Source organism: Candidatus Pelagibacter sp. IMCC9063 (assembly GCF_000195085.1).
Lineage (GTDB): Bacteria > Pseudomonadota > Alphaproteobacteria > Pelagibacterales > Pelagibacteraceae > IMCC9063.
Map to the genome: position 1 here is coordinate 1,014,365 of NC_015380.1, position 25,062 is coordinate 1,039,426.

25 protein-coding genes and 2 pseudogenes are annotated in these 25,062 nt (G+C 29.9%); 2 read left to right on the forward strand and 25 right to left on the reverse strand.

The window, feature by feature from the left end; all coding sequences use genetic code 11:
- Positions 1–11: 11 nt before the first annotated feature.
- The 6 genes from SAR11G3_RS05385 to rpmF are packed head-to-tail and all read right to left on the reverse strand — an operon-like array spanning position 12 to position 6,468.
- Positions 12–2,087 carry a glycosyltransferase family protein gene (locus SAR11G3_RS05385; protein WP_013695784.1) on the reverse strand — a complete coding sequence of 692 codons (2,076 nt, stop codon included), beginning with the start codon at positions 2,085–2,087 and terminating at the stop codon, positions 12–14.
- 3 nt (positions 2,088–2,090) lie between these two features.
- Positions 2,091–2,858: a TatD family hydrolase gene (locus SAR11G3_RS05390; RefSeq protein ID WP_013695785.1), complete on the reverse strand. Its 768-nt coding sequence runs from the start codon at positions 2,856–2,858 to the stop codon at positions 2,091–2,093.
- Positions 2,858–4,360, reverse strand: a complete 1,503-nt coding sequence (gene metG / locus SAR11G3_RS05395) for a methionine--tRNA ligase (protein WP_041862386.1) — start codon at positions 4,358–4,360, stop codon at positions 2,858–2,860. Before metG ends, SAR11G3_RS05390 begins: the two co-directional genes overlap by 1 nt.
- Entirely contained in the window at positions 4,360–5,268 is a 909-nt protein-coding gene (locus SAR11G3_RS05400; RefSeq protein WP_013695787.1) for a DNA polymerase III subunit delta', read from the reverse strand. Before SAR11G3_RS05400 ends, metG begins: the two co-directional genes overlap by 1 nt.
- Positions 5,261–6,277, reverse strand: a complete 1,017-nt coding sequence (gene plsX / locus SAR11G3_RS05405; protein WP_013695788.1) for a phosphate acyltransferase PlsX — start codon at positions 6,275–6,277, stop codon at positions 5,261–5,263. The genes SAR11G3_RS05400 and plsX overlap by 8 nt, the downstream gene beginning before the upstream one ends.
- 11 nt (positions 6,278–6,288) lie before the next feature.
- Positions 6,289–6,468, reverse strand: a complete 180-nt coding sequence (gene rpmF, locus SAR11G3_RS05410) for a 50S ribosomal protein L32 (RefSeq protein WP_013695789.1) — start codon at positions 6,466–6,468, stop codon at positions 6,289–6,291.
- Between the two features lie 114 nt (positions 6,469–6,582).
- Between rpmF and SAR11G3_RS05415 the strand changes: the two genes are divergently transcribed.
- The gene (locus SAR11G3_RS05415) at positions 6,583–7,053 is read left to right on the forward strand and encodes a hypothetical protein (RefSeq protein WP_041862388.1); all 471 of its coding nucleotides are present in this window, start codon (positions 6,583–6,585) and stop codon (positions 7,051–7,053) included.
- A 7-nt stretch (positions 7,054–7,060) separates the two neighbouring features.
- On the opposite strand, the gene SAR11G3_RS05420 is transcribed toward SAR11G3_RS05415, so the two are convergent.
- The 9 genes from SAR11G3_RS05420 to rpiB all read right to left on the reverse strand — a co-directional run bounded on the left by SAR11G3_RS05420 (position 7,061) and on the right by rpiB (position 14,992).
- On the reverse strand, positions 7,061–9,163 hold the full coding sequence (locus tag SAR11G3_RS05420; RefSeq protein WP_013695791.1) for a sodium-translocating pyrophosphatase: 2,103 nt from the start codon (positions 9,161–9,163) through the stop codon (positions 7,061–7,063).
- Between the two features lie 105 nt (positions 9,164–9,268).
- Entirely contained in the window at positions 9,269–9,646 is a 378-nt protein-coding gene (locus tag SAR11G3_RS05425; RefSeq protein WP_013695792.1) for a transcription antitermination protein NusB, read from the reverse strand.
- Positions 9,647–10,054, reverse strand: coding sequence for a 6,7-dimethyl-8-ribityllumazine synthase (gene ribH, locus SAR11G3_RS05430; protein WP_013695793.1), 408 nt, complete (start codon positions 10,052–10,054; stop codon positions 9,647–9,649).
- Positions 10,051–11,151 carry a 3,4-dihydroxy-2-butanone-4-phosphate synthase gene (gene ribB, locus SAR11G3_RS05435; RefSeq protein WP_013695794.1) on the reverse strand — a complete coding sequence of 367 codons (1,101 nt, stop codon included), beginning with the start codon at positions 11,149–11,151 and terminating at the stop codon, positions 10,051–10,053. The genes ribH and ribB overlap by 4 nt, the downstream gene beginning before the upstream one ends.
- On the reverse strand, positions 11,148–11,738 hold the full coding sequence (locus SAR11G3_RS05440) for a riboflavin synthase (RefSeq protein ID WP_013695795.1): 591 nt from the start codon (positions 11,736–11,738) through the stop codon (positions 11,148–11,150). The genes ribB and SAR11G3_RS05440 overlap by 4 nt, the downstream gene beginning before the upstream one ends.
- A complete protein-coding gene (gene ribD, locus SAR11G3_RS05445) occupies positions 11,739–12,806 on the reverse strand; it encodes a bifunctional diaminohydroxyphosphoribosylaminopyrimidine deaminase/5-amino-6-(5-phosphoribosylamino)uracil reductase RibD (protein WP_013695796.1) in 1,068 nt (355 codons plus the stop codon).
- Complete coding sequence (gene nrdR / locus SAR11G3_RS05450; protein WP_013695797.1) at positions 12,787–13,248, reverse strand: transcriptional regulator NrdR; 462 nt, start codon at positions 13,246–13,248, stop codon at positions 12,787–12,789. Before nrdR ends, ribD begins: the two co-directional genes overlap by 20 nt.
- A 5-nt stretch (positions 13,249–13,253) precedes the next feature.
- Positions 13,254–14,540, reverse strand: coding sequence for a serine hydroxymethyltransferase (gene glyA / locus SAR11G3_RS05455; protein ID WP_013695798.1), 1,287 nt, complete (start codon positions 14,538–14,540; stop codon positions 13,254–13,256).
- A gap of 2 nt (positions 14,541–14,542) precedes the next feature.
- Positions 14,543–14,992, reverse strand: a complete 450-nt coding sequence (gene rpiB, locus SAR11G3_RS05460; protein ID WP_013695799.1) for a ribose 5-phosphate isomerase B — start codon at positions 14,990–14,992, stop codon at positions 14,543–14,545.
- A gap of 97 nt (positions 14,993–15,089) precedes the next feature.
- Between rpiB and hemB the strand changes: the two are divergent.
- Positions 15,090–16,072, forward strand: a pseudogene (hemB, locus tag SAR11G3_RS07930) (porphobilinogen synthase).
- Here hemB and SAR11G3_RS05470 read toward each other — a convergent pair.
- The 10 genes and pseudogenes from SAR11G3_RS05470 to SAR11G3_RS05515 form a co-directional block, all read right to left on the reverse strand.
- A complete protein-coding gene (locus tag SAR11G3_RS05470) occupies positions 16,069–16,512 on the reverse strand; it encodes a flavin reductase family protein (protein WP_013695803.1) in 444 nt (147 codons plus the stop codon). The pseudogene hemB and the gene SAR11G3_RS05470 overlap by 4 nt on opposite strands.
- On the reverse strand, positions 16,509–18,767 hold the full coding sequence (gene parC / locus SAR11G3_RS05475; RefSeq protein ID WP_013695804.1) for a DNA topoisomerase IV subunit A: 2,259 nt from the start codon (positions 18,765–18,767) through the stop codon (positions 16,509–16,511). Before parC ends, SAR11G3_RS05470 begins: the two co-directional genes overlap by 4 nt.
- Complete coding sequence (gene recO / locus SAR11G3_RS05480; protein WP_013695805.1) at positions 18,754–19,440, reverse strand: DNA repair protein RecO; 687 nt, start codon at positions 19,438–19,440, stop codon at positions 18,754–18,756. Before recO ends, parC begins: the two co-directional genes overlap by 14 nt.
- On the reverse strand, positions 19,440–20,267 hold the full coding sequence (gene era / locus SAR11G3_RS05485; protein ID WP_013695806.1) for a GTPase Era: 828 nt from the start codon (positions 20,265–20,267) through the stop codon (positions 19,440–19,442). The genes recO and era overlap by 1 nt, the downstream gene beginning before the upstream one ends.
- Positions 20,264–20,938: a ribonuclease III gene (gene rnc / locus SAR11G3_RS05490; RefSeq protein ID WP_013695807.1), complete on the reverse strand. Its 675-nt coding sequence runs from the start codon at positions 20,936–20,938 to the stop codon at positions 20,264–20,266. The genes era and rnc overlap by 4 nt, the downstream gene beginning before the upstream one ends.
- Entirely contained in the window at positions 20,938–21,666 is a 729-nt protein-coding gene (lepB, locus tag SAR11G3_RS05495; protein ID WP_013695808.1) for a signal peptidase I, read from the reverse strand. The genes rnc and lepB overlap by 1 nt, the downstream gene beginning before the upstream one ends.
- A complete protein-coding gene (acpS, locus tag SAR11G3_RS05500) occupies positions 21,663–22,031 on the reverse strand; it encodes a holo-ACP synthase (RefSeq protein WP_013695809.1) in 369 nt (122 codons plus the stop codon). The genes lepB and acpS overlap by 4 nt, the downstream gene beginning before the upstream one ends.
- A pseudogene (locus SAR11G3_RS07935) lies at positions 22,032–22,765 on the reverse strand (pyridoxine 5'-phosphate synthase). It abuts the gene before it with no gap.
- Positions 22,766–23,350, reverse strand: coding sequence for an orotate phosphoribosyltransferase (gene pyrE, locus SAR11G3_RS05510; RefSeq protein WP_013695812.1), 585 nt, complete (start codon positions 23,348–23,350; stop codon positions 22,766–22,768).
- Positions 23,340–25,055: a bifunctional (p)ppGpp synthetase/guanosine-3',5'-bis(diphosphate) 3'-pyrophosphohydrolase gene (locus tag SAR11G3_RS05515; protein WP_013695813.1), complete on the reverse strand. Its 1,716-nt coding sequence runs from the start codon at positions 25,053–25,055 to the stop codon at positions 23,340–23,342. Before SAR11G3_RS05515 ends, pyrE begins: the two co-directional genes overlap by 11 nt.
- Positions 25,056–25,062: the final 7 nt, after the last annotated feature.

Here is a 25,062-nt window from a genome sequence, read left to right on the forward strand (position 1 = left end):
TATTGTTTTTTTTATATCCAATAAAATTTTTTTCGCTTAATTAAATTACACTTTGAAAGAATGTAAGAGCAGACTTCTTTAGAATTAAAGTATTTGTGATATTTCTGATGTGCACTTTTAGCATACTTTTTTGCCAAATGATCATTCTTTTTAAAAAAAATAATTTTGTTTATGAGGTCATTTTTATTTTTATAAAAGATTATTTCTTTATTGGTAAAAAATTTATTATAATTAGTTTTTTGATCCATAAAAGTTAAAAGCCCATTACCTATTAATGAGGCTATACGATCACTTGAATATAATTTTTGATATTGTCCTCTACTCATATTTAAACCCATTCTTGAATTGCTCAAATAGTGAAAAAAATCTGATCCCCACTTTGGAGAATTAAAATTACTTGAAATAAAATATTTTTTTATTTGGTGCAACGAGGAATGTAAAGAATTAATAAAGTTATCACGCTCATCGGTTTTACCTGATTTCAAAACGCCTCTATGTTGTCCATGGCTTAAAGAAAAAAAAAGATCATATGGAAGGTTGTTATTTGAAAAGTTTTTATTATTCTCTATTGAGGAATCAACAGGATTTGGAATAAAATAAAATTTATTCTTGAATTTAGAAAGAATTTTACTTGGTAAAGATGTAATAAAAATCTTGTCTATATAATTAATATTATTGAGCAAAATTTTTGAATTATTTTCAAAGAACTCTGGAGAAATAGAGTCAATATACCATCTACAAATTCTTAACTTTGGCAGTAAGATTTTAATTTTTTTTAAAGTTGCTCTATTAATTTTATTAGTATGTCCTAAAATCATTAGGTCAGGTGCAAAATTTGCGACATTCTTAATTATTTTTTCATTAAGGGAGTAAATACTGTTTCCAATATTTGATTTTAAAAAAAATTTATCATCAATAGTATGAACAAAATGACCAAGCTTGGTAAATCCAATATTAAATTTATTAGCTGTAGAATAGTATAAATTACCGTTGGATGATTGGTTGAAGCTAGCAATGTGTAATATTTTTAGGTTTTTTGCATTTACAGCTACTTTTTTTTCAAAAAGAGAATCCCGTATATTATCAATTTTTTTAGAGGTTTTTTCTAAGGAATAATTAAATTTTTTGAAAATATTTTTTTGCATTGAAATCAATTTCTTGGGATTCTTTGCAAGAAAAGTTATTTTTTTTAACAATTCATCGGAGTTGTTGTTTTTTAATATTGAAAAACCTTCTGTTAAGGTTTCAACCAGGCCACCCCTATTAGAAACTATTGGAAAGGATCCTCTAGAGGCAGATTCTATTGGAAGACGACCTAGGGGCTCATCCCAACTTGAGCAGGCAATAGTGATTTTAGATTCTGAGATAAGTTGTAAGGCTTCTTTGTTAGAAATTTCACCAAGCTCAACTATATCTTTACTTTTTTGTATATTTCTTCTCGGTTCAGATCCAACAGCTATTCCTTTCCATGTTTTATGATTTTTAAGAAACCTTGAAACTGCATCAGTATAAATGTCATACCCTTTTGTACGATTTAACTTACCAACAAATAAAATTATATTTTTTTTAGCTGGAAATTTTTTTACTGTTGATACACCTGGATAAAAAATATTTATTTTTTTTGTGTCAGTTATTTTCAAATCTCTAAAAAATTGATCTTTCATCCACACACTTAAAAAAACTAGACTATCAACGTTTTCATACAAAAACTTCCGATCAGAAAGTTTTGCAGATCCTTTAAGGTCAAGTGGATTATTATGAAAGAAAAGTACAAACTTTTTATCTGGAAATTTTTTTTTAAGATAAAAAAAATACTTTGGTCGATTGTGCAGTTCAATAATATCAGTTTTAGGAAAAATTTTTTTTTGGAATGAACTTACATAGGAAGAGTTGCTAAAAAAATTTTTGTTAGAGTCTAAAGGCTTAAAATTTTTTGTGTCTAAGGGCTTGTTAACTTTAGAGCCATATACATGGGTAGTTTTTTTATATTTTGATTTTGGTAAATGAGTATTCACCAGAATGGAAACTGCCCCACCTCCTACTTTGGTATATTTTTCTTTTAAAGGCAGTAAAATTGCAATATTCATTTTTTATAAATTAAAAACTTTTAAAAAATTAGCCGACGTATTCTTTCCTATTTCTGAAATTTCTATCTTTTTCAATTCAGACAATCTCTTTGCCACTAAAATAACATTTTGGGGATAATTCTTTTTACCCCTTAGAGGGTGTGGCGATAAATAAGGCGAGTCAGTTTCTATCAGAACTCTATCTATAGGAGTGTATTTTGCAACTTCTTGAATTTCGATAGTATTTTTGAAAGTTATAATTCCGCTAAATGATATGTAGCAACCAATATCTAATAAAGATTTTGCAAATTTCATTGATCCGGTAAAGCAATGTATCAAAACCCTTAGATTAGAATTTTTTGTATGCTCTTTAAGAATACTCAAAGTTTCGTCTTCCGCATTTCTAGTATGAACAATGACAGTAGAATTGTCTTCGACTGCAAACTTAATATGAGTTAGAAATAAATCAATTTGACACTTTTTTTCTTCAGTAGAATAATAAAAATCAAGACCTGTCTCTCCATAACCAATATTTTTGTCTGATGATTGGTAAAGTTTTTGCACCTGATCTTTTTTGTCACTTTCAATGTGTGCCTCGACTGGATGAATACCTACACTAGAGTAAATATTTTTATACTCTTTGGATATTTCAATGCATTTGGCAGAAGATTGGATATTAGTACCAATAGTTAGCAATTTAGTCACAGATAATTTTTCACAATCTTCTACAACTTTAGAAATATTGCTAACCAAAGGCTCATAACTAAGGTGACAATGTGAATCAATAAACATTATATATATTTTTTAAACATTAATCCTGGCATTTTCAATTCTACATTAATGGGTAAATTTTTATTTATTAATTCAAGGGATATATTTTTGGTGTCTACATTTAAACAAGATAAATAATATTCAGATTTTGAAGGCATTACTGGATGCAAAAGAATAAATATATTCTTCAATGCATTAAGGGCAATATATAAAATAGTCCCTACCCTAGGATCAGAATTTTTCGCTTTAGTCCATGGCTCTTCATCATTTACAAATTTATTAATTTTAGATGAATAAGAAATTACTTCTCTTATATAGTTATGAATCTCAAAACTATCCATAGATTTTCTCAATCCCTCCACCGGACAATCCATAAACTTTTGGTCATCTTTTAATAAAGGCTTTGGGTCTGGTACTTTGCATGAAAAATATTTATTAATAAGTACAAAAATTCTTTGGCTAAGATTTCCAATATTGTTAGCAAGATCACTATTTATGCAATTTTTTAGATTATCAATATTAATATTTCCATCTAAACCATACATAACTTCTTTCATTAGATAGTACCTAATTTCATCTAAACCAAATTCATTCACTACTTCAATGGGGTCTAAGATATTACCTTTAGATTTTGACATTTTCTCATCACCAGACAAAATCCAACCGTGTCCAAATATTGTTTTAGGTAAAGGTATTTCAGCTGCAAGCAAGAATGCAGGCCAGTATACGGCATGAAATCTTAAAATATCTTTTCCTATGATATGAACATCCGCAGGCCAAGATGAGTTCTCGTCAAAATAGTTTGTAGCTGTAAGATAATTTGTAAGAGCGTCTAACCATACATAAATAATATGATCTTTCGAATTGGGGACGGAGATCCCCCATTTAAAAGAATTTCTGGAAATAGACAGATCGTTTAAGCCACCTTTTACAAAGCTCATTACCTCATTTCTTCTTGATGATGGTTGAATAAATTCAGGATTATCTTCATAATGTTTAATCAAAAGATTTTGAAATTGTGATAATTTAAAAAAATAAGATTCCTCCTCAACCCACTCAACTGCACTGCCAGATGCTACGGACAATTTGATATTATCCTTTTCAATAATTTCACTTTCTGTATAAAAAGCTTCATCAGATACTGAATACCAGCCGCTATATTTTGACAAATAGATAAATTTTTTTTCTTCTAAAATCTTCCATAGTTTTTGAACAGTTTTGTGATGCCGGTCTTCAGTAGTTCTAATAAAGTCAGTGTTACTTAAATTCAAAGTTTTTGTAAGATCTAAAAAAACTTTTGAAATTTCATTGCAAAAGACATTGGGTGATAATTTTCTTTTATCTGCAGATTTTTGTATTTTTTGACCGTGCTCATCAGTTCCAGTTACAAATTTCACATCATACCCTTCGAGCCTTTTGTATCTAGCTATAAAATCAGCAGAAATGCTTGAATACGCATGGCCCATATGAGGCTTAGCTGATGGATAGTAAATTGGAGTCGTAATATAATACTTTTTTTTCATCAACTTAATTTTTTAACAATTTCATAAGTTGTATCTATGTTAGAATTAAAATCTATCAATTCTTCAGACCGTTTTTCAAATAGTGTATATAATTTTTTATATTTTGAATAATTATTATTGAATTTTTCTAAAAATAATTTTTTTACTATTTGATTACCGAAGTTAAGTGCATTTAAATCTTTATTTTTTTTGTAATCTTCATAGCAAAACTTTACTATTTCTACTGAACTCATATCAGTAAGATTATTTTCTTCAATGTAAATAATTTTATTAACTATCATGCCTGGCGTATCATAAGCATCAAAATGCCTAACCGTAATAGATGAGGTTAAGGTAAAATCCCTTAATAGTTTTGTTAAAAGCTCATCAGATATTTTTTTATTCATTTTAATATTAACCTTATGACATCTTGACAATATTGTTTCATATATTTTGGCATGAGAATCTCTAATCAAAAAGAAATATGTATTTTTGGGTGGATCTTCTAGCAACTTAAGTAATGAATTTGTAGCACTAGAATTTAAATCTTCAATATTTGAAATTAAAATAAATCTTGGGGAGGAAAGTGAGGCTTTATAAGAACAAAAATTAATTAGTTCTCTAATTTGGTCTATTTGTATAGATGAGTTTTTTTCTTTTTTTTCAACAATTTTAAAATTTGCATATTCATTATTGCGTAATCTTTTTAAAATTTCTTGATCATTAATAATAAAATCCTTTAAATATGTTTTTTTTTCAAAACTATTTAACAGATGAAATGCAAAAAAATGTAATAAAAAAGTTTTTTTACCTAAACCACCCTGGCCTGAAAAAATTATTGACTGAGGTAGATTCTTGAAAGTTAATAAATTATTTAAAGATTGGAAGTAATTTTCATAAAAATAAAGCTTATTGTTAACTTTATTCATTTTCAAAATTGCTTTTAATTCTTTTTACAAGACCGCCTCTTAAAATTTTAACCGATAATTTAATAGAATAAAAAAAAGCTAGACTATCTGCTGAACCATGACTTTTGATTACAGGAGCATTTAACCCTAAAAAAATACCACCATTGTATTTTCTTGGATCTAGAGATTGTTTTACCTTTTTAAATAAAGGAAAGCTAAAAAGATAGCAGACTTTACCAAAAAAAGAGTTTGAAAATATTTTTTTAATTTCTGTGGTAATAAAATTAACTGTACCTTCGGCTGTTTTTAAAGCAATATTTCCTGAAAAACCATCTGTAATAATAACGTCAACATCACCATCTTTAATGTGATTGCCTTCTATATAGCCACTAAAATTAAAATTGTTTTTGTTCTTGGATAATGCATTGAAGGCATTTTTTAATTCTTCATGACCTTTTATTTCTTCTGAACCTACGTTCAATAAAGCGACTGTAGGATCTTTTTTATCAAAGATAGAGCGATAAAGTTCAGCCCCAATTTTAGAAAACTCAACATAATTTTTTTCATTAAATTCTATATTAGCTCCAAGATCCATAACAACACTTACACCTTTAAAATTTGGCCACAAACCTGCTATGGCTGGCTTGTCAATGCCATCCATCATTTTAATTAAAAGTTTTGAGATAACAAGCAAGGCTCCAGTGTTTCCAGAGGATATAATCAAGTGAGATTCTTTATTTTTAACGCTTTCTATTGCTTTCCACATACTACTGTCTTTACCAACCTTAATTGCATCTCGTACGGAATTTTTATCCTCTATCTGACTTTCGCAATTAATTATTTTATAATTTTGGGGTAATATATTTTTATATTGGCTTATTTCCTTAACGATCGAAGTTTCTTTTCCAAAAATATTAAAAAATACTTCCTTGTCCTCTTTTAAAAAGAGACTTAAACCCTCTATAACCTTGCCAGGAGAATTTTCTCCACCCATTGCATCAATAGCAATAGTGTAGTTAAAACTACTCATATAATTATTTATTAAATTTTAGGCTTAAAAATTTGCTTGCCGTTATACATTCCAGTTTTAGCATCAACATGATGCGACAACCTGTATTCACCGCTTTTTTTGTCTTCAACAATATTTTTAAAAACAGCAGATCTGTGAGATCTTCTCATGCCCTTCTTGGATTTTGATGTCTTCTGCTTAGGTACAGCCATAATAATTTTTTAAAAAAGTTAATATTGCTTATTTTAATACCAATATGATCATATTAATCAATATAATAATAGGATGCATAAATCTTTTTTTTATGATTAAAACCTCATCATAATATGACAAAAACCTTAAATTTTTTGAAAAAAATAACACTTATAACATTTTGTATTTCTACTGTTTTATCATGTAGCTACAAGCCTGTTATAAAAAATAATGGAATACTTAATTTAGAGAAACGTACGAGCTTAATGCTTGTTGGAGCTACTAATAAAAATGACGTAGTGCAATCAATTGGTCAGACCATACTAAAGGAACAGCCAAATGAAAACATATGGGCTTATATTGAAACAGTAGAGCAAAAGAAGTTTGGTAAAAAAAAGATTATAAGAAACACCTTGTTAATTTTAGAATTTGACAGCAGGGGGGTATTAAAAAGCAAAAAAATATTAAATAAGAATGATTTTAATAAAATTAAATTTGATGAGGCCAGCACAGTATCCTCAGGATTGAACAACTCCTTCTCAAAAAGAATATTTTCTAGTATAAGAAAGAGAGCTCAAAATAAACTTGATACAATTACCAAATAAAAAATAATTATCCTGCAATTATTGCTAACAAAAGTAATGCAACAATATTAGTTATTTTAATCATTGGATTAACTGCAGGTCCAGCTGTATCTTTATATGGATCACCAACGGTATCACCAGTCACAGCAGCTTTGTGCGCTTCTGAACCTTTTCCACCATGATTACCATCTTCAATATATTTCTTTGCATTGTCCCATGCGCCACCTCCTGCAGTCATAGAAACAGCTACAAACAACCCTGTAATAATTACTCCAAGTAACATTGCACCAACTGAAGCTAAAGCCGCAACTTGACCACCGATAAATAAGATTACAAAATATAAAACAATCGGTGAAAGAACCGGCAATAAAGAAGGGATTATCATTTCTCTAATGGCAGCAACGGTTAACAGGTCAACTAATTTTGCATAGTCTGGTTTTTGTGTTCGCTTCATAATGCCTGGAAATTTTTTAAATTGTCTTCTAACTTCCACCACAACTGCTCCTCCTGCTCTACCAACCGCTTGCATACCCATTGATCCAAATAAATAAGGGAGCATTCCACCAATTAACAAACCAACAACAACATAAGGGTTAGATAAATCAAAAGTAACAACTATTCCTTCAAGTTTTGATCCTGCAACCCCTGAGAAATGTTTAATGTCTTCAACGTACGCAGCAAATAAAACTAAAGCTCCTAGGCCAGCAGAACCAATTGCATATCCTTTTGTAACAGCTTTAGTTGTATTACCCACAGCATCTAATGCATCAGTAGTTTTTCTAACGTTTTTTGGTAACTTAGCCATCTCTGCAATTCCACCAGCATTATCAGTAACTGGTCCGTAAGCATCAAGAGCAACAACCATTCCAGCCAAAGCTAGCATTGTTGTAACCGATATGGCAATTCCATAAAGTCCTGCAATTGAGTTGGTAGCAAGAATTCCAGCAACAATAATTAAAGCCGGTATAGCTGTTGCTTCCATTGAAACAGCAAGGCCTTGAATAACATTTGTTCCGTGCCCTGTAGTAGAAGATTTGGCGATACTTCTAACTGGCTTGTATTCAGTTCCAGTGTAATACTCAGTAATCCAAATTAATAAGCCAGTAATAACTAAACCAATTATTCCACAATAATACAAGCTCATACCGTTAAAAGTTTTACCATTAACAGTATATTCGTTTGTAAAGCCAATCACATAATCTGTAACTGGATATAAAATTGCTAACGAAGAAACCGCTGAGACTACAAACCCTTTGTACAAAGCATTCATGACATTTTTGCTCTTACCAAGCTTCACAAAGAAAGTTCCTAAGATAGAAGTCAAAATACATGCTCCACCTATACTCAATGGATAAATCATCATGTTCATGTCTCCATTAAAAAATATAGAAGCTAAAACCATAGTAGCTACAATAGTAACAGCATAAGTTTCAAATAAATCAGCAGCCATACCAGCGCAATCACCTACGTTATCGCCTACATTGTCAGCTATAACAGCAGGGTTTCTAGGATCGTCTTCAGGAATACCAGCTTCAACTTTTCCAACTAAGTCAGCACCAACATCGGCTCCTTTGGTAAATATTCCCCCACCCAATCTTGCAAAAATAGAAATCAAAGAAGCTCCGAAACCTAAAGCAACAAGAGCATTAACAATTTCTCTTTCTTCAACTTTAAACTCAAGTAAAATATAATAATAAACTGCAATAGATAAAAGAGCTAGTCCTGCAACCAACATTCCAGTCACAGCTCCAGATTTAAAAGCAACATGCAAACCTTGTGCTAAACCTTTTCTAGATGCTTCTGCAGTACGAACATTAGCTTGAACAGAAATTAACATACCAACATAACCTGCTATTCCAGATAAAGTTGCTCCAATTAAATAACCTAATCCAACCCAAGGAGTAAAAAGCAAAATAATTAAAATCAAAACTGCAAAACCAACAATTGCAATTGTTTTATATTGCCTGTCTAAATATGCCTTAGCACCAATTTGAATTGCCGATGCAATTTCCTGCATCTTAGCATTTCCTGGGCTAGCACTTAAAATTTGTTTACTAGAAATAAATCCGTAAAGAACTGAGATTACTCCGCAAACGATCACTAAGTTTAAAATTAGACTTGGACTTAACATATTTAAATTCCTTTATTTTGTTAGTTTTGAAAAAACGATACATGCCAAAATTCGCTAGTAAAATCAACACAAAGTTAAGGAAAAGGATTGCTTTTGAGGCGAAATCTACACGTGTTCTGACTTAAAAACAGAATCTAAAACAGCGTTTACTAGGCCTTTTTGACTTGAATCGTAATACATCTCAGTAACAGCAAGATATTCATCAACAACAACCTTAAAAGGTATTTTGGGCATATAAAGCACTTCGAATATAGCAGCTTTTAATATTATTTTAAGAATCATATCCAGATTTTTAAAGCTTATATTTGAAGATAAGTTTTTGGACAAGATTTGATCCAGGTCAGCTTCTTTTTCAAAAAAACCATTAAACACTTTTTTAACAGTTCTAATATAGGAGCTTTTTGGAAATTTAATTTCGTGACTAGAATCGCTAATTTTTTCATAAATTTTTTGAATAACAATTAGCCTTGAACTTCCTTTCATCTAAATATGCTTTAATAAAGAGATTGCTGCATTAGCGGCTTCTTGACCTTTATTTTTATTTTTAGAACTTCTTTCGATGGCCTGCGTTCGAGTCAAGGAAGTAATAATTCCATTAGTAATAGGAACTTTATGTTCAATGGAAAGATCTAGCAAAGATTTTGTAATAGCCGATGCAATAAAGTCAAAATGAGGAGTTTTGCCTTTTATAATACAGCCCAAAGCAATGAAAAATTTATATTTTTTTTTTATATTGCAAGAAATTAAAGTTGGTATTTCTAACGCACCAGATACAATCTTAATATCCGCTTCTAATTTGTTTCTGCTTAGTGTCTTCAAGCAATACTTTAACAGATTATCTGAAATATTTTCGTAATAATTAGAAACAACTACTAAGCCTTTTTTTTTCATTTAATTATTTCCTGCTTAACAATTTTAATATCAAAACCATCTAGGGCAACTAATTTTTTCTTGGCACTTGAGACTAAAATCATTTTTTTAACTTTTAATTTTTTTAAAATTTGAGCACCTAAACCATAATACCTTAACGCATTGCCGTTAATAGGTTTTTTTAATAGATCCTTTGAAGAAATAACCTTGGGTGTGTCTAAGGTTTCACTTTGTTTCATTACTAATAATATGCAGCTAGATGTTGAGCGACTAAAGTAGTCCAATGTTTTTTTAACTTTTGCATTAATACTTTTGTTTAAAAGAATATCGATAGAATTGGAAGTAACAACTCTAACCTTTGGAATATTTTTATCACTGATAGGCCCTTTTATAATAGCAAAATGCTCTAGATTATCTATTTTGTTAACAAATGTTTTTAAGGTATATTTTTTATCTTTTATATTAAAGAGCTTGTTTTCCTTTAAACTTACAAGAGTTTCTTTTTTTAATCGGTAGGAAATCAAGTCTTCTATTTTTGCAATTTTGAGCTTATGTTTCTTGGCATAACTAAATAACTGATCTCTTTTAGCCATAGAGCCATCTTCATTCATTATTTCACATATTACGGCTGAAGGGTGTGTCTTGGCCAATTTAGCTATATCAATAGAGGCCTCTGTATGCCCTGCCCTAACTAATGACCCGCCATTTCTTGCAACCAGTGGGAAGACATGTCCTGGTGTGGCTATATCTTTTTTTGAAGAGTTTTTTTTTATTGCTGTTAAAATAGTTTTACACCTATCGAATGTTGAAATTCCAGTAGTAACACCTTTCCTTGCTTCAATACTAATAGTAAAAGCAGTTTTTAAACGAGACTGGTTTGAGCTTGGCATTAGCTCTAAACTTAATTCATCTGATTTTTTTTTATCGAGCGCTAAACAAATTAACCCTCTTCCGTGCTTTGCCATAAAATTTACTTTTTCAGGGGTTGCTTTTTTAGCTACGAAAACTAAGTCACCTTCATTTTCTCTATTTTCATCATCAACTAAAATAAAAATTTTCCCTTTTTTAGCTTCCGAAATAATAGTTTCAATTTTTGCAAATTTAAAGTTTTTTTTCATTTTTTCTTATTAATTTTTGACAAATATTTAATCACAATATCAAATTCCACATTAACAACATCCCCCGTCTTTAGCGATATTATATTCGTTAATTTTAGAGTGTGAGGTATAACAACTAAGGTAAATTGATTCTTAAGTGATTTGACTATTGTTAATGAAATACCATCGATAGTAATAGACCCCTTGTCTACTAATAAGTGTGAAAATTTAGACTCAACTTTTATTAAAAATGTCCAAGTCTTTGCTAGTTTTTTTAAAGAAATAATTTTACCTACTGTATCAATATGACCTTGAACAAAGTGACCAGCAATTTCATCTCCAAATTTTAATGATTTCTCAAGATTTACAGTAGAATTCTTTTTTAAATATTTAAAATTAGTAATTTGAAAAGTTGAATAGGAAATAAAAAAAAATAAATTTTTATTTAAGAATTTGGTTAATGTTAGACAAGCTCCATTTATTGATATTGAGGTGCCTATATTTTTTTTAGAAAAAACTAGATTAGAGCTAATTTTAAACTCATACCCTTTATCTTTTTTGACTATGGATAAAACTTTACCTTTATTTTTTATAATACCAGTAAACATTTAAATCTTAAAAAGCTTATTATTATTTAAATTTATTTTTACATTATATCTGTTAAAATTGTTACCACACAATGACCGCACCATATTGACAGTTTGAGGGTCCTTTGTCTTGCTATTATGTTCAGATTGAATGAAGAAAAATTTATTAACATACTTATTTTTTGCGAAAATATTAACAGTTTCACTTCCACCTTCTATGAGAAGCCTTCTGCATTTGTGTTTATAAATTCGTTTTAATATTTCTTCAGGAGAAAAGTTTCCAGTATTATCTTCAATTTTTTCAAGAAAAAAATATTTTTTATATTTAGATATTTTTTTAGAATCTTTACTAGAGTGAAAAACAACAGTGCTTCTTGGGTACAGCAAAAGGTGCTTTTTATTAAAATTTAAATTTCTATTTATAAAAAAAATTTTAGGGGAATGCTGACTAAGGCCCTCTATTCTACAATTTAGTTTAGGGTAATCTTTTAAAAGAGTTTTTTGACCTATTAAAATTGAGTCGTTCATGTATCTGAGTAAATGTGCAAATTTTAAAGACTTGGAATTTGTAAAATATTTTTTCCCCGATACAACTGTTGAAAAATTTTTTGTTATAGCAAGTTTTGCAGTAACATAAGGCAGTTTGTTTTTTACAGAGTAATTGTAGTTGCTGTAAAAATTTTTATTTATATTACTTTCTTTGATTTTAATTTTATTTTCTTTTAAAAATTTTAAACCAGAGCCATTAACAGCTGGGTTTTTGTCGATTTGATTGCAGTGCAACTGTTTAACATTAAAATTTACAATTTTTTTTGTGCATGGGGGTGTCTTTCCATAATGATTGCAGGGCTCTAGAGTAACAAATATTTTTTTTGTAATTTTTTTATTTAATTTAATTAAGGCGTTATTTTCAGCGTGTGGTCTTCCATTCTTAGAGGTGACACCAGAAGATAAGATATTATTATTAAAATCTGTAACTACACATCCAACTGAGGGATTCTCTTTTGTTATAAATTTATTTATTCTTGCTAAGCTCAAAGCAAGCTCAGAAAAATATTTTTGATAAAAATTATTTTTTTTTTGGGACATCCAATTTGTCCACAAATTCTTCAAAATCCTTCACTTCCTTAAAATTTGTATAAACGGATGCAAATCTTATGTAAGCAACTGGATCTATTTCTTTTAATCCATCCATCACAAACTTTCCTATAGTTGTTGAGAGAACTTCATTTTGACCCAAGTCTTCTAAATTTCTATAAATTTTGGAAACAAATTTTTCTATAGTATCAACATCAACAGGTCTTTTTCTCAAAGAAATCATCACTGAACGAGTTAATTTATCTCTATCAAAAGGAGACTTTCTCCCATTTTTTTTTATAATTGTAATTTCTCTAAATTGAACTCTTTCGAATGTTGTAAATCTTTGATTGCAACAAGCGCTCACTCTTCTTCTTCTAATGGCCGTTCCATCTTCTGTAGCTCTAGAATCAATTACAGAGGTATCTTTATCTTTACAAAATGGGCAAATCATAATTTTTAATAAATTGGAAAGTTATTACAAAGATCTTTTACTTTTTGTGCAACATCTTTTTCAACAACGCTGTTGTCATCTTTGTTATTTTTAAGTCCTTGCAAAACTTCATTAATGTATTCTCCGATTAACTTAAATTCAGCTAAACCAAGCCCTCTAGTTGTACAAGCGGGTGTTCCCAATCTAATACCGGAGGTGATCCAAGGTTTTTGTTCATCAAAAGGTATTCCATTTTTATTACAAGTTAAGTGAGCCCTACCTAATGATATTTCAGCCTCTTTTCCTGTAAGACCAAATGGTCTCAAATCAACCAAAACTAAATGTGTGTCTGTACCGCCAGAAAAAATAGTTAGGCCCAAGTCACTAAGTGTTTTTGATAATATCCTGGCGTTCTCAACAACATCTTTAGCGTATAATTTAAAATCGTCAGATAAAGCTTCTTTAAAACAAACAGCCTTAGCTGCGATAACGTGCATTAAAGGCCCACCTTGTAAACCTGGAAATACCGCTGAATTAAATTTTTTTGCAAGCTCTTCACTGTTAGTCAAAATGATACCGCCCCTTGGTCCTCGTAATACTTTGTGCGTGGTAGAAGTTACGACATCTGCAAAATCACATGGGTTGGGATATACTTGGCCAGCAACGAGCCCAGAAAAGTGAGCCATGTCTACCAATAACTTAGCACCAACTTCATCAGCGGCTTCTCTAAATTTTTTAAAATTAATTATTCTTGAATACGCGCTACCACCTGCAATAATTAATTTTGGTTTATGTTTTTTAGCTAAAGACAAAACAGAATTATAATCAATCAAGCCTGTTTCTTTGGTAACTCCATAAGAAATTGCGTTAAACCATTTTCCAGATTGTGCTGGAGGAGCTCCATGAGTTAAGTGGCCACCTTGATCAATACCCATCCCTAAAATAGTATCGCCTGGATTAAGTAAGGCTAAAAAAACAGCACCATTCGCTTGAGCTCCAGAATGTGGCTGAACATTTGCAAATTTTACATTAAATAATTTTGTTACTCTTTCAATAGCTAAGTCCTCAGCAATATCAACGAATTCACAACCGCCATAATATCTCTTTCCTGGATAACCTTCTGCGTATTTATTGGTTAATACTGACCCTTGAACATCTAGTATAGCTTTAGATACAATATTTTCTGATGCAATTAACTCCAAGTGAGATCTTTGCCTATCAAGCTCTTTAACAATAGAGGAATGCAAATCTGGGTCAGATTCTTTTACACTTGATTTAAAAAATTTATTTATCCTAGAATTATTTTTTGACATAATTAACTAAGTAACTTGACTCTTCGTAAATGTCTACCAGCCTCAAATTTGGTAGTTAAAAAAGACAAAATACATTGGATTGCCACCTTTTTAGACACAAACCTTGCTGCAAGACAAATAATATTGGCGTTGTTGTGCTTTCTTGAGAGTTTAGATAAGGTAGAAGAGTTAACCAAGGCAGATCTAACGTTCTTAAATCGGTTAGAAGCAATGGACATTCCAATTCCAGAGCCACAAATTAAAATACCCATATTTTTAGAATTAATTTTTTTAGATAGTTTTTTTGCATAAGTTGGGTAGTCAACCGAAACATTTTTATTATCAACGCCAAGATCTAAAATATTAAGACCAAAATTTTCTAATTTTTTTGTAATTAATTCTTTTAACTCAAATCCTGCGTGATCAGAGGCTATAATTATGTTTTTTGTTAAAAAAGAATGTTTTTTTTTCATTAAAGACTAGATATATACTAGAAAGATCAATTTACTACAATATTTGGTATATATTAATCTTACTATTGAAACTAAAACATCTAATAAAAATTCACATATGTATCCATTAACAAGACTCAGAAGAACAAGAATGCACAAGTGGTCAAGAAATGTAGTTAAGGAAAATGTGATATCAAGTAGTGATTTAATACTCCCCATTTTTATCAAAGAAGGGATAAACAAAAAAGAAGAAATTTCTTCGATGCCAGACGTGTATAAATACAGCATAGATAATTTAGAAAAAATTGTTACCCAAGCAATTAAAAATAAAATTCCTGCGATTGCGCTATTTCCAGAAATTGAAAATGATAAAAAAGATGAAATTGGCTCTGAGGCTCTGAATGAAAATAACTTAGTGTGCCAAGCTGTTAGGGAAATTAAAAAAAATTTAAAAATGAAGTTGGTATAATTTGTGACGTTGCGCTTGACCCGTATACATCGCATGGGCATGATGGTGTTATAAAAAATGAAGTAATTGATAATGATGAAACTGTAAAAATACTTATTGAACAATCATTAATTCAAGCAAGCTCCGGATGTGATATCCTTGCTCCTTCAGATATGATGGATGGAAGAATTGGAGAAATACGAAAATCATTAGAAAAAAATAATTTTCCAAACACTATTCTTTTGTCATACGCTGCCAAATTTGCTTCAAATTTTTATGGACCTTTTAGAAATGCGATCTCAAGTAGTGCTAAATTGAAAACTGATAAAAAAAATTATCAAATGGATTTTCACAATTCTGATGAATCTTTGCGAGAAGTGTTGCTTGATATATCTGAAGGTGCAGACATGGTAATGATCAAGCCTGGGTTGGCTTATCTAGATATAATTTCAAAAGTTAAAGAAAAGTACAAAATACCTGTGATTGCTTACAATGTGTCTGGCGAATATTCTATGATAAAACATGCAATTCAAAATAAAATTATGGGTGATGATGCTATATATGAAACTATGGTGTCATTCAAAAGAGCTGGGGCCAGTGCAATTGTTACTTATTTTGCAAACGAGATAGTTGAAAAATTTATAGATATTTAATCTTTATATTTGCTGTCAAAGAAAATCAAAGGTTTTTTTTTAGAAAAAATCTTAAATTTCAAAACTTTATGGACAATAATATAGTGATCACCTGCATCATATTTTTTGAATATAGCGCAGTCGAGATATCCTAAGGATTTTTTTACAATTTTATCACAAAATACTTTACCAAAAATATTGTCTGATCCTGCCAGTTTATTGGAGATTGCTTTCTGACTATTTGCTAAAAAAATTATTTTATAATTATTTTTTAAAGAAAGAAATGATTTTAATGATGATGACTTTTTATCAATACACCACATAACCAGAGGTGGGTTCAAAGAAACGGAACTGAAAGAGTTAACTGTAATACCTGTGTAGGTTAATTTTTTAAAAGAAATTATAGATGTCACACCTGTTGCAAAGAGAGAGAGGCATTTTCTTAAGTTTTGCTTGTTCATGATATTAATTTAAAGTTATTTTCGTAACCTCTAAATAAGCTAGAAAAAAATAAATTATACTTAATAATTTTACCATTTTTTGTCCGTGGTATTAAAAACTTTTTTAAATTCAGTGATTTTTTTACTGGTGTTGTATAATTATCAAGCATTTCGAATTTTGCACTCACGGTAGATAAAGCAAATAAACTGACTTTTTTTCCTTTAAAAAGAATAATACCCACCCCTTTTTCTTGTGTAGGAATATCCTTCATGCTGATAACTGAAGCTCTATTCTCTTTTTTGTTTTTAGTTAGTAGGAAAATATACTTTTGGTCTTTGTGTATTTGGACAGAAGAATGCAAAAAATCATTTTTCTTAATGTTAAATACTTTTTTACCACTTTTTTTATTAGATATTAAATTGTCAGAATTGATAAAGAAGCCGTAGCCATTGCTTGAACATAGTAAAATTTTTTCATTATTTTTGTACAAGAAAGAATCAACAATTTCTTCATTTTCTTTAAGAGAAAAGTAAGAAGAAAAAGGTTTTCCTTTTTGAGAACCAAAAACCAAATTCTCACCATCTAACGTGTATGATTTTCCAAAAGAAGACAGGAATATAAATTTATCTGATTTTCTTCCATTAACATACAAGTGCTCATTTTCAGAAAAATCTGCATTAACTTTGCAAACTGAGTAACCAATTTTTGCTTTTAAAAATCCAGTTTTTAACAAAATTGCTGTTATAGGATCGGTTGACTTTAATTCCTCATCTAATTCTGAAGATTCTATTCTATTAAACTTTTCAATAACAGTTTTTCTCAAGCCATATGCTGAATTATTTCCAAACTGAAGTATTAGATCCTCCATTTCTTTATTAATCTCTTTTTTTTGAAGAGATTTAGATGACAATAATTTCATTAGGAGTTTTTTTTTATTAAGAAGCTTGCTGTTTTCTTCTTTAATTTCTTTTTCTTCAATTTTTCTTAAGCTTCTTAATTTCATATCCAAAATTGCATTAACTTGGTTTTCTGTAAATCTATATTTCTTTACAAGTTCAGCTTTTGGATTGTTGGAATTTCGAATAATTTTAATAATGTTATTAAGATTCTTAAATGCTATTAAAAAACCTTTAAGAATTTCTAGTCTTATATTGATTTTATTTAATGCAAACTTTGATTTTTTTTCCAAAATTATATATCTGTGTTTTAAAAAACTATAAAGTATTTCTTTAATTGACATGACCTTCGGTTCTAATTTGTGATTCAGGACGTTCATATTAAGAAAAAATTTTATCTCAAGATCAGTTTGCTGATAAAGACTATTCATTAAAACAACGGGATCTATATTTCTATTTTTTGGTCGTATTACAACTCTGATATTCTCATCAGATTCATCTATTACATTATCTATTAATTTGTTTTTTTTATTGATTATTAGATCTGCAATTTTTTCAATAAGTTTGGATTTGTTTACTTGGTATGGAATTTGACTAATCGATACTTGATATTGACCTTTGCTGAGGTCTTCCACTTTATATTTTGCTCTTAACTCAAAAAAACCTCGTCCTGTTGTATAGGTTTTGATCATTTCTTTTTGATCTAAATTTAATATACCTCCTGTCGGAAAATCTGGTCCCTTTAGTATTTTTAGCAAATCACGAATAGAACAGTCTCTATGGTTATTAAGGTGAATAATTGATGAACATATTTCTTCAAGATTGTGAGGGGGTATGTTTGTGGCCATTCCTACGGCAATTCCAGATGATCCATTCGCCAATAAGTTAGGGAACGCTGCAGGCAAAACTGTCGGCTCGCTTAATTCACCATCGTAAGTTTTTCTAAAATTAACAGTTTCAGATCCTATATCTTTCAGCAAAAATTCAGATACTTCGGTTAATTTGGTCTCTGTGTATCTCATTGCAGCAGCATTATCGCCATCGATATTACCAAAATTACCCTGTCCGTTTATAAGAGGATATTTAGTAGAAAAGTCTTGAGCCAATCTTACAAGAGCATCATAAACCGACTGGTCTCCATGAGGATGAAATTTTCCAATGACGTCCCCCACTACTCTAGCAGATTTCTTAAAACTAGATTTAGAAGTTAGATCCAATAAGTGCATTGCATAAATTAGTCTTCTGTGAACAGGTTTAAGGCCATCACGAACATCAGGAAGAGCTCTTTGGGTAATTGTAGACAGGGCATATGCAAGATATTTTTTTGCAAACTGATTTTTTAACTGCTCTTCTGTTATATTGTTTTTATTTTTTTTCATTTAATTTCTTTTCAATTCTTTCTCTCACTTCAGGGAAACGTATTCTGTTTGGCTCAAATACAAAACGTTTAAGAATAAATTTATTAATTACCAAGCCCTCATACAGATCTGTATCTTCATAAACGCTATTACTGTCAATTAAAAAGTTAGGATATAAAAACTTTTGCTTATCAATTTCTAAAATCCATTGTGACAAGTTATTTTTGTAGAAATTAAAATTTTTATTATCAGGATTTAGTTCAAAACCAATTGCTGTTAGCAACTCCTTTTCCCACAAAATATATAATTTTAATGCGTTAGCCTTTGAAATGTTATTAATAAAGAAATCTGTATAATCAAATAATTCTGAATAATCATACCGTTCAGCAAGAGTTTTGCAGCAAAGCTCCGAAAGAGATTGTATGAAACTCAACTTTATTGGCTCGTCAAAAAATTTAGCTGTAACAGCATTTTTTAACTCTAAGTCATAATATCCAAGAGCATCTTCTGATTTTGACTTCCAGTTTAAAGAAAACTTATTTCCAATTTGTAGATAGTTTTTTTTCTTTTTAGATGTGGCTCCATATATAACTCCCTTGTGAAGTCCATGCTCACAGGTGACAAAAGTTGCGATTGAGGAGTTTTCTGAGTAATTAGATATTTTTAATAGGTAACCGATGTCTTTCCAGTTCATTATCTTTTTTTAAGTACTACTTTTAAAAATAAATTACATTTAGCCTTTAACACCTTTTCCATCTCAATCCTGGCATAAACGCCAATAGATTTTATGGCACTACCATTTTTGCCTAGAATTATTTTTTTATGACTGATTGTAGAAACTGTAATCTTTTGATGAATAGTATAATTTTGAGATTTTACTAATTTCTCTGTCTCAATGCTAACCTGGTAGGGAATTTCCTGGTTAAGGTACTTCAAAATACCTTCTCTGGTAATTTCTGCCAAGAAGTTTTCTTTTGAAATATTGGTTGAATTGTTTTTTTTATAAATCCATTCTTGAGTTGGCAAAGATTTAGACACATGGTTCAAAAGCTTTTTAATATTTTTATTTTTTAAAGCAGACAAATAAAAGACTTCATCAAAATTTTTAATAAAACTAATTGTAGATAACTTTTCTAAGACATACTCATTGTTTACAAGATCGATCTTATTAATAATTAAAAATTTTTTCTTTTTATAATTCTTAACTATTTTTTCAATTTGCTCCAAATACTCAAATCTAGAAGTAATGTCCAAAATGATCAGTAAAAGATCTGACCGTTCTATGCTAGAAAGAACATCTTTTATAAAATTTGCATCATTTTTTTTTTGGTAATATCCAGGAGTGTCTATGAATACAATTTGAGTGTCTCCGTAATTTTTTACAGCGTCCAAGGACTTTAATGTAGTTTGGACTTTATGAGAGACAATTGAAACTTTTTTTTCAAAAATAGAGTTCAATAAAGTAGATTTCCCGGAATTCGTCGGTCCTGAAATTGCAACGAAACCAGATTTTTTAATCATAAATTTAAAGTTTTTAACAATTTAGAAGCAGCTAGCTGTTCAGCCTTTTTTTTAGAGGTTCCCTCTCCTGTACACAGTTTACTATTAGTTATTTTAACTGAAATTTTAAAGGAAGGCTTGTGCGAGGGTCCTTTGTTGGATAGGTTTTTATAAATGGGTAACACCTTGAAAAATTTTAAAGAATATTCTTGTAGTTGAGTTTTTGAATCGACTTCAACAATAGTAGATCTTTTTAAATTTTCCCTCCACAGTGATAAAACGAACTTATTAGCCTCGGAAAATCCCTTATCTAAATAAACAGCGCCTATTAGACTTTCACACAAGTCTCCGTATATTTTTTTGTGACCAATTTTATTTTTTTGTTGAGAGGAACTAAGCAAGATATATTTTCCCAAATTTAATTTTTCTATTATTTGTGAACAAGTGTCTTTATTGACCAATGATGCTAATTTTTTATCTAAAGATCCTTCTACATCTTCTGGATATAAAATTGATAATTTTGTGGCTATTACCAAGCCTAATACACGGTCGCCTATAAATTCTAATCGTTCATTGTTAGAAGCAGATATTTTGGTAATGCTTTTGTGAGTTAAGGCCTTTTCTAAAAAATTTGTGTTTTTAAATTTTATGTTTAAAATTTTTTCTACTTTCGTTAAATAGTTTTTATCCATTAATTTAATCTTTTGAACAGTCGTTCAAATCTGATTGATTTATGCCAAAACCATGGTGTGAATAAATTTCCTATTTCACTGTCATTAGAAAAAAATAAAAATTGTGCTTTTCCAACTAAATTATCTTTATGGACATAGCCCACACTGGATAGAAATCGACTATCTTTTGAACAATCACGATTGTCACCCATGAAAAAATAGTGATCACTAGGTATTTTGTACAAATCAGTATTGGTCATTGAATTCTTGGTGCTATAAAAAATGCTATAACTAACATCGGTTGAAACAGACTCTTTAAACTCACTAACAGTGAATTTCTGATCTCCACAATATACGGAAGCTGTTTTTATAAATTTTTTATTAATTTTTTTTTGGTTAATAAATAAATTTCCATCTATTAATTGTACAGTATCACCTGGCAATCCTATTAATCTTTTGATATAGTCTGTTCTATTATCTGTAGGAGTCTTAAAAACTATAATGTCACCACGTTCTGGTGATGTAAAAAAAATTCTATTTGAAAGTATTTTTGGACTAAAAGGTAAAGAATGCCTGCTATATCCATAAGAAAATTTTGTAACAAACAGCCTATCACCTACTAGTAAAGTTTTTTCCATAGAGGATGAGGGAATAAAGAAGGGCTGCAATAGAAATGACCTAATGATCACAGCAAGAATTAAAGCTACAAAAATACTTTTGATATTATCAATTATTCCTTTTTTATTCATTTCTTGATTGCTATAACAAAAGCCAAAGCCCATGGATAGTCATCTGACAAGCTCAATTCGAAAGTAGTTTTTTTTAAATTCTTTTTTACAATGTTAAAATAAGGTGCCCCAGAAGGCTTATTCAAAACCTCGATATCCAAAAAAGAGACATTAGTACCAATCCCTGTTGCTAAAGACTTGGATAGCGCTTCTTTTGCTGCAAACCTAGATGCTATTTTTGATGCCTGGCCTGCTTTGTAGCTAAGAATTTTTTTGATTTCCTTGTCTGTAAAAATTTTTTTTAAAAAAGAATTTTTATTTTTTTTAACAATTCTTTCAATTCTTTTTACATTTACAATATCAGTTCCCACACCTAAAATTTTCATTTAATTTTTAATAATTTTAGTAAAATTTTTAATAACTTTTGTTAAGCCAAAAAAAACAGAATCTGAAATAATAAAATGACCAATATTAAATTCCAAAATTTCTTTAATTTTTTTAAACTTCTTTGCTGATAAGTAATTGAGTCCATGCCCACAATGAACACCTAAATTATTTTTTTTAGCAAATACAGCAGTTTTTTTTATTTTTTCAAATTCTAAATTCATCTTCTGTTTATTTTTGTTATTTAGTAAATTGCAAAAAGTTCCCGTATGTAGTTCTATATTATCTGCATTTAATTTGAGGGCCTGTTCTACATTTTTGATTTTAGGATCTATAAATAAAGATACTTTAATATTGTTTTTTTTAATTTTTTAATAGCTTTTGTTAGAAAAGAAACATTGTAAAATAGATTTAACCCTCCTTCTGTTGTAAGTTCATTTCTTTTTTCAGGAACAAAACAAACGTACTTTGGTTTTATTTTTATCGCAAAAGAAAGCATTTCTCTAGTTAGTGCCATTTCTAAATTAAGTGGTTTTTTAATATTTTTTTTTAGAGTAATAACATCATCAGATTTTATGTGTCTTTGATCTTCCCTTAAATGAACCGTGATAGAATCTGCCCCTGCATTAATTGCTACCTTAGCTGCTTGTAATACAGAGGGAAAATTTTCACCTCTTGCATTTCTTAAGGTCGCGATATGGTCAATATTAACCCCAAGTTTATACTTTGATTTCATTTATAGGATTTCTCTACTACCTGGCTTGATAGGTTTTATATTTTTTAATTTATCAGGCATATTATCTATGGCGAAGGATGGTATTTCCAATTTAATTTGAGAAATTATTTTATCTTTTATTAATAGCTCATCTCCAGATCTGTCAATAATACAAGCGTAACCAGCTATTACACCACCAAATTCTTGAATAGTTGCAGCGCACTCTAAGCTAGATTTTCCTGTAGTAATTACGTCTTCTACAATTAGCACATTTCTATATTTATCTAATTCAAATCCTCTCCTAAAAGTAAATTTTCCATCCACACGTTCAGTAAAAAAGGTTGGTACAGCCAAATGTCTAGCCACTTCGTAGCCAGCTAAAATTCCTCCTATTGCAGGAGATACCACTATATCAAAAACAATTTTTGAATTTTTAATTTTGTCAGCTAAAGATTTGCAAATTTTTTCTGCTTTTTGAGGATGCATTAATAATTTTGCACATTGAACATATTTGTCACTATGCAAACCTGAGGATAAAATAAAATGCCCTTCCATTAATGCTTCCGTTTCCTTCAAAAGATCTTTTGTTTCGTTGTCAGTTAACATTTAATCGGCTTGCCTTTCTATTTCGTATTATCTTAAAATTTAATGATCTTGCTTTTAATTCAGAAATTAAATTTGTAAAATCTTTTAAGTTATTAATTTCAATATCAAAAATAAAACTTAAGAAGTCTTCCTTTTTATCAACTAGTTCAACATTATAAATATTGCACTTATTTTGTCCTATCAAGCTACAAATTTCTCCTAGAGTACCTGCTCTGTGACTTAAAAGCACCCAAATGCTTGACTTGTGAATCTTAGTTTCTTTATTCGCTGGCATCTTATCGTGCCAATATTTTTTTATGGATGCTTTTGCCTTTCCGGTAATGGCAAAAGAAGCCCAGTGTAAAGAGGGAGATTTTTTTTTAGATGTTAATATTTCTACTTCATCTCCATTGTTCAAAGTAGTTTGAAGCGGATATTCTTTTCCGTTAATTTTAACACCAATACAGCTATCTCCAACATCTGAATGGACTGCATATGCAAAGTCTATAACGGTTGCATTGGATGGTAATCTTATAACTGCGCCCTTGGGAGTGAAACAAAAAACCTGATCTTGAAAAAGTTGCAATTTCGTGTACTCCAAATAATGTTCCGGGTTTTCTCCACTTTCTAAAAGGTCTACCAAATCCTTTAACCAGTTGTAACTTTTTAAAGAATCTCCACTTACTTTTTCATTCACTTTATAAATCCAATGAGAAGCAATACCCCTATCTGCAAAATCATGCATTTCAGAGGTTCTTATCTGTATTTCCATTCTTTGGCTTGATGGACCAATTACTGTCGTGTGCAATGAGGAGTAATTGTTAGATTTGGGTGTTGATATATAATCTTTAAATCTACCTGGAACCATTTTCCAATTTTGATGAAAAATACCAAGTGCCCTATAACAGTCCTCCACATTGTCCAATATGATTCTAAAGCCCATAATATCAGTTATTTGCTCAAGTGAAATTCTTTTAGATTGTATTTTTTTCCATATAGAGAAACATGATTTTTCCCTTCCAGTAATTTTTGCTTTAATCTGATTTTTTTCAAATAAGAGATTAATTTCATCAGAAATTTCGGAGAATAGCCTTTGAGTATTTGGGTAAACATTTTCTAAACGATCTAAAATTAAAGTTCTTGCTTCAGAGTTCAAAACTTTAAAAGACAAGTCTTCTAACTCATCTCTAACATTATGCATTCCTATACGGTTGGCTAAAGGTGCATAAATTTCCATTGTTTCCCTAGCAATTCTATTTTTTTTTTCTTCAGAAAGAACAGCGTCTATAGTTCTCATGTTGTGGAGACGATCTGCTAACTTTACCAACAAGACCCTGATGTCTTTAGAGGTGGCTAAAATTAATTTCCTAAAATTTTCAGCTAAAGTAAATTCCCTATTTTTATTTTCCAATCTAGATAATTTTGTAACACCTTCAACTAATTCGGCAATTTCATTGCCAAATTTTTTTTTAACTTCATCAAAAGTAGTACCGGTATCTTCTATAGTGTCGTGCAATAAAGCTGTAGTGATTGTGGGTCCATCCAATTTAAGTTCTGCTAAAATATTAGCAACTTCCACTGGGTGATTTATATAAGGTTCTCCAGAATCTCTTTTTTGACTAATATGAGCCTGTTCAGCAAAAAGAAAAGCATCCTTAAGTTTATTAGCATCTACAAAGGAATTGTAGCTTTTTATTTTATCAATAAGCTGATTTTGATTAAGCATTTTTACA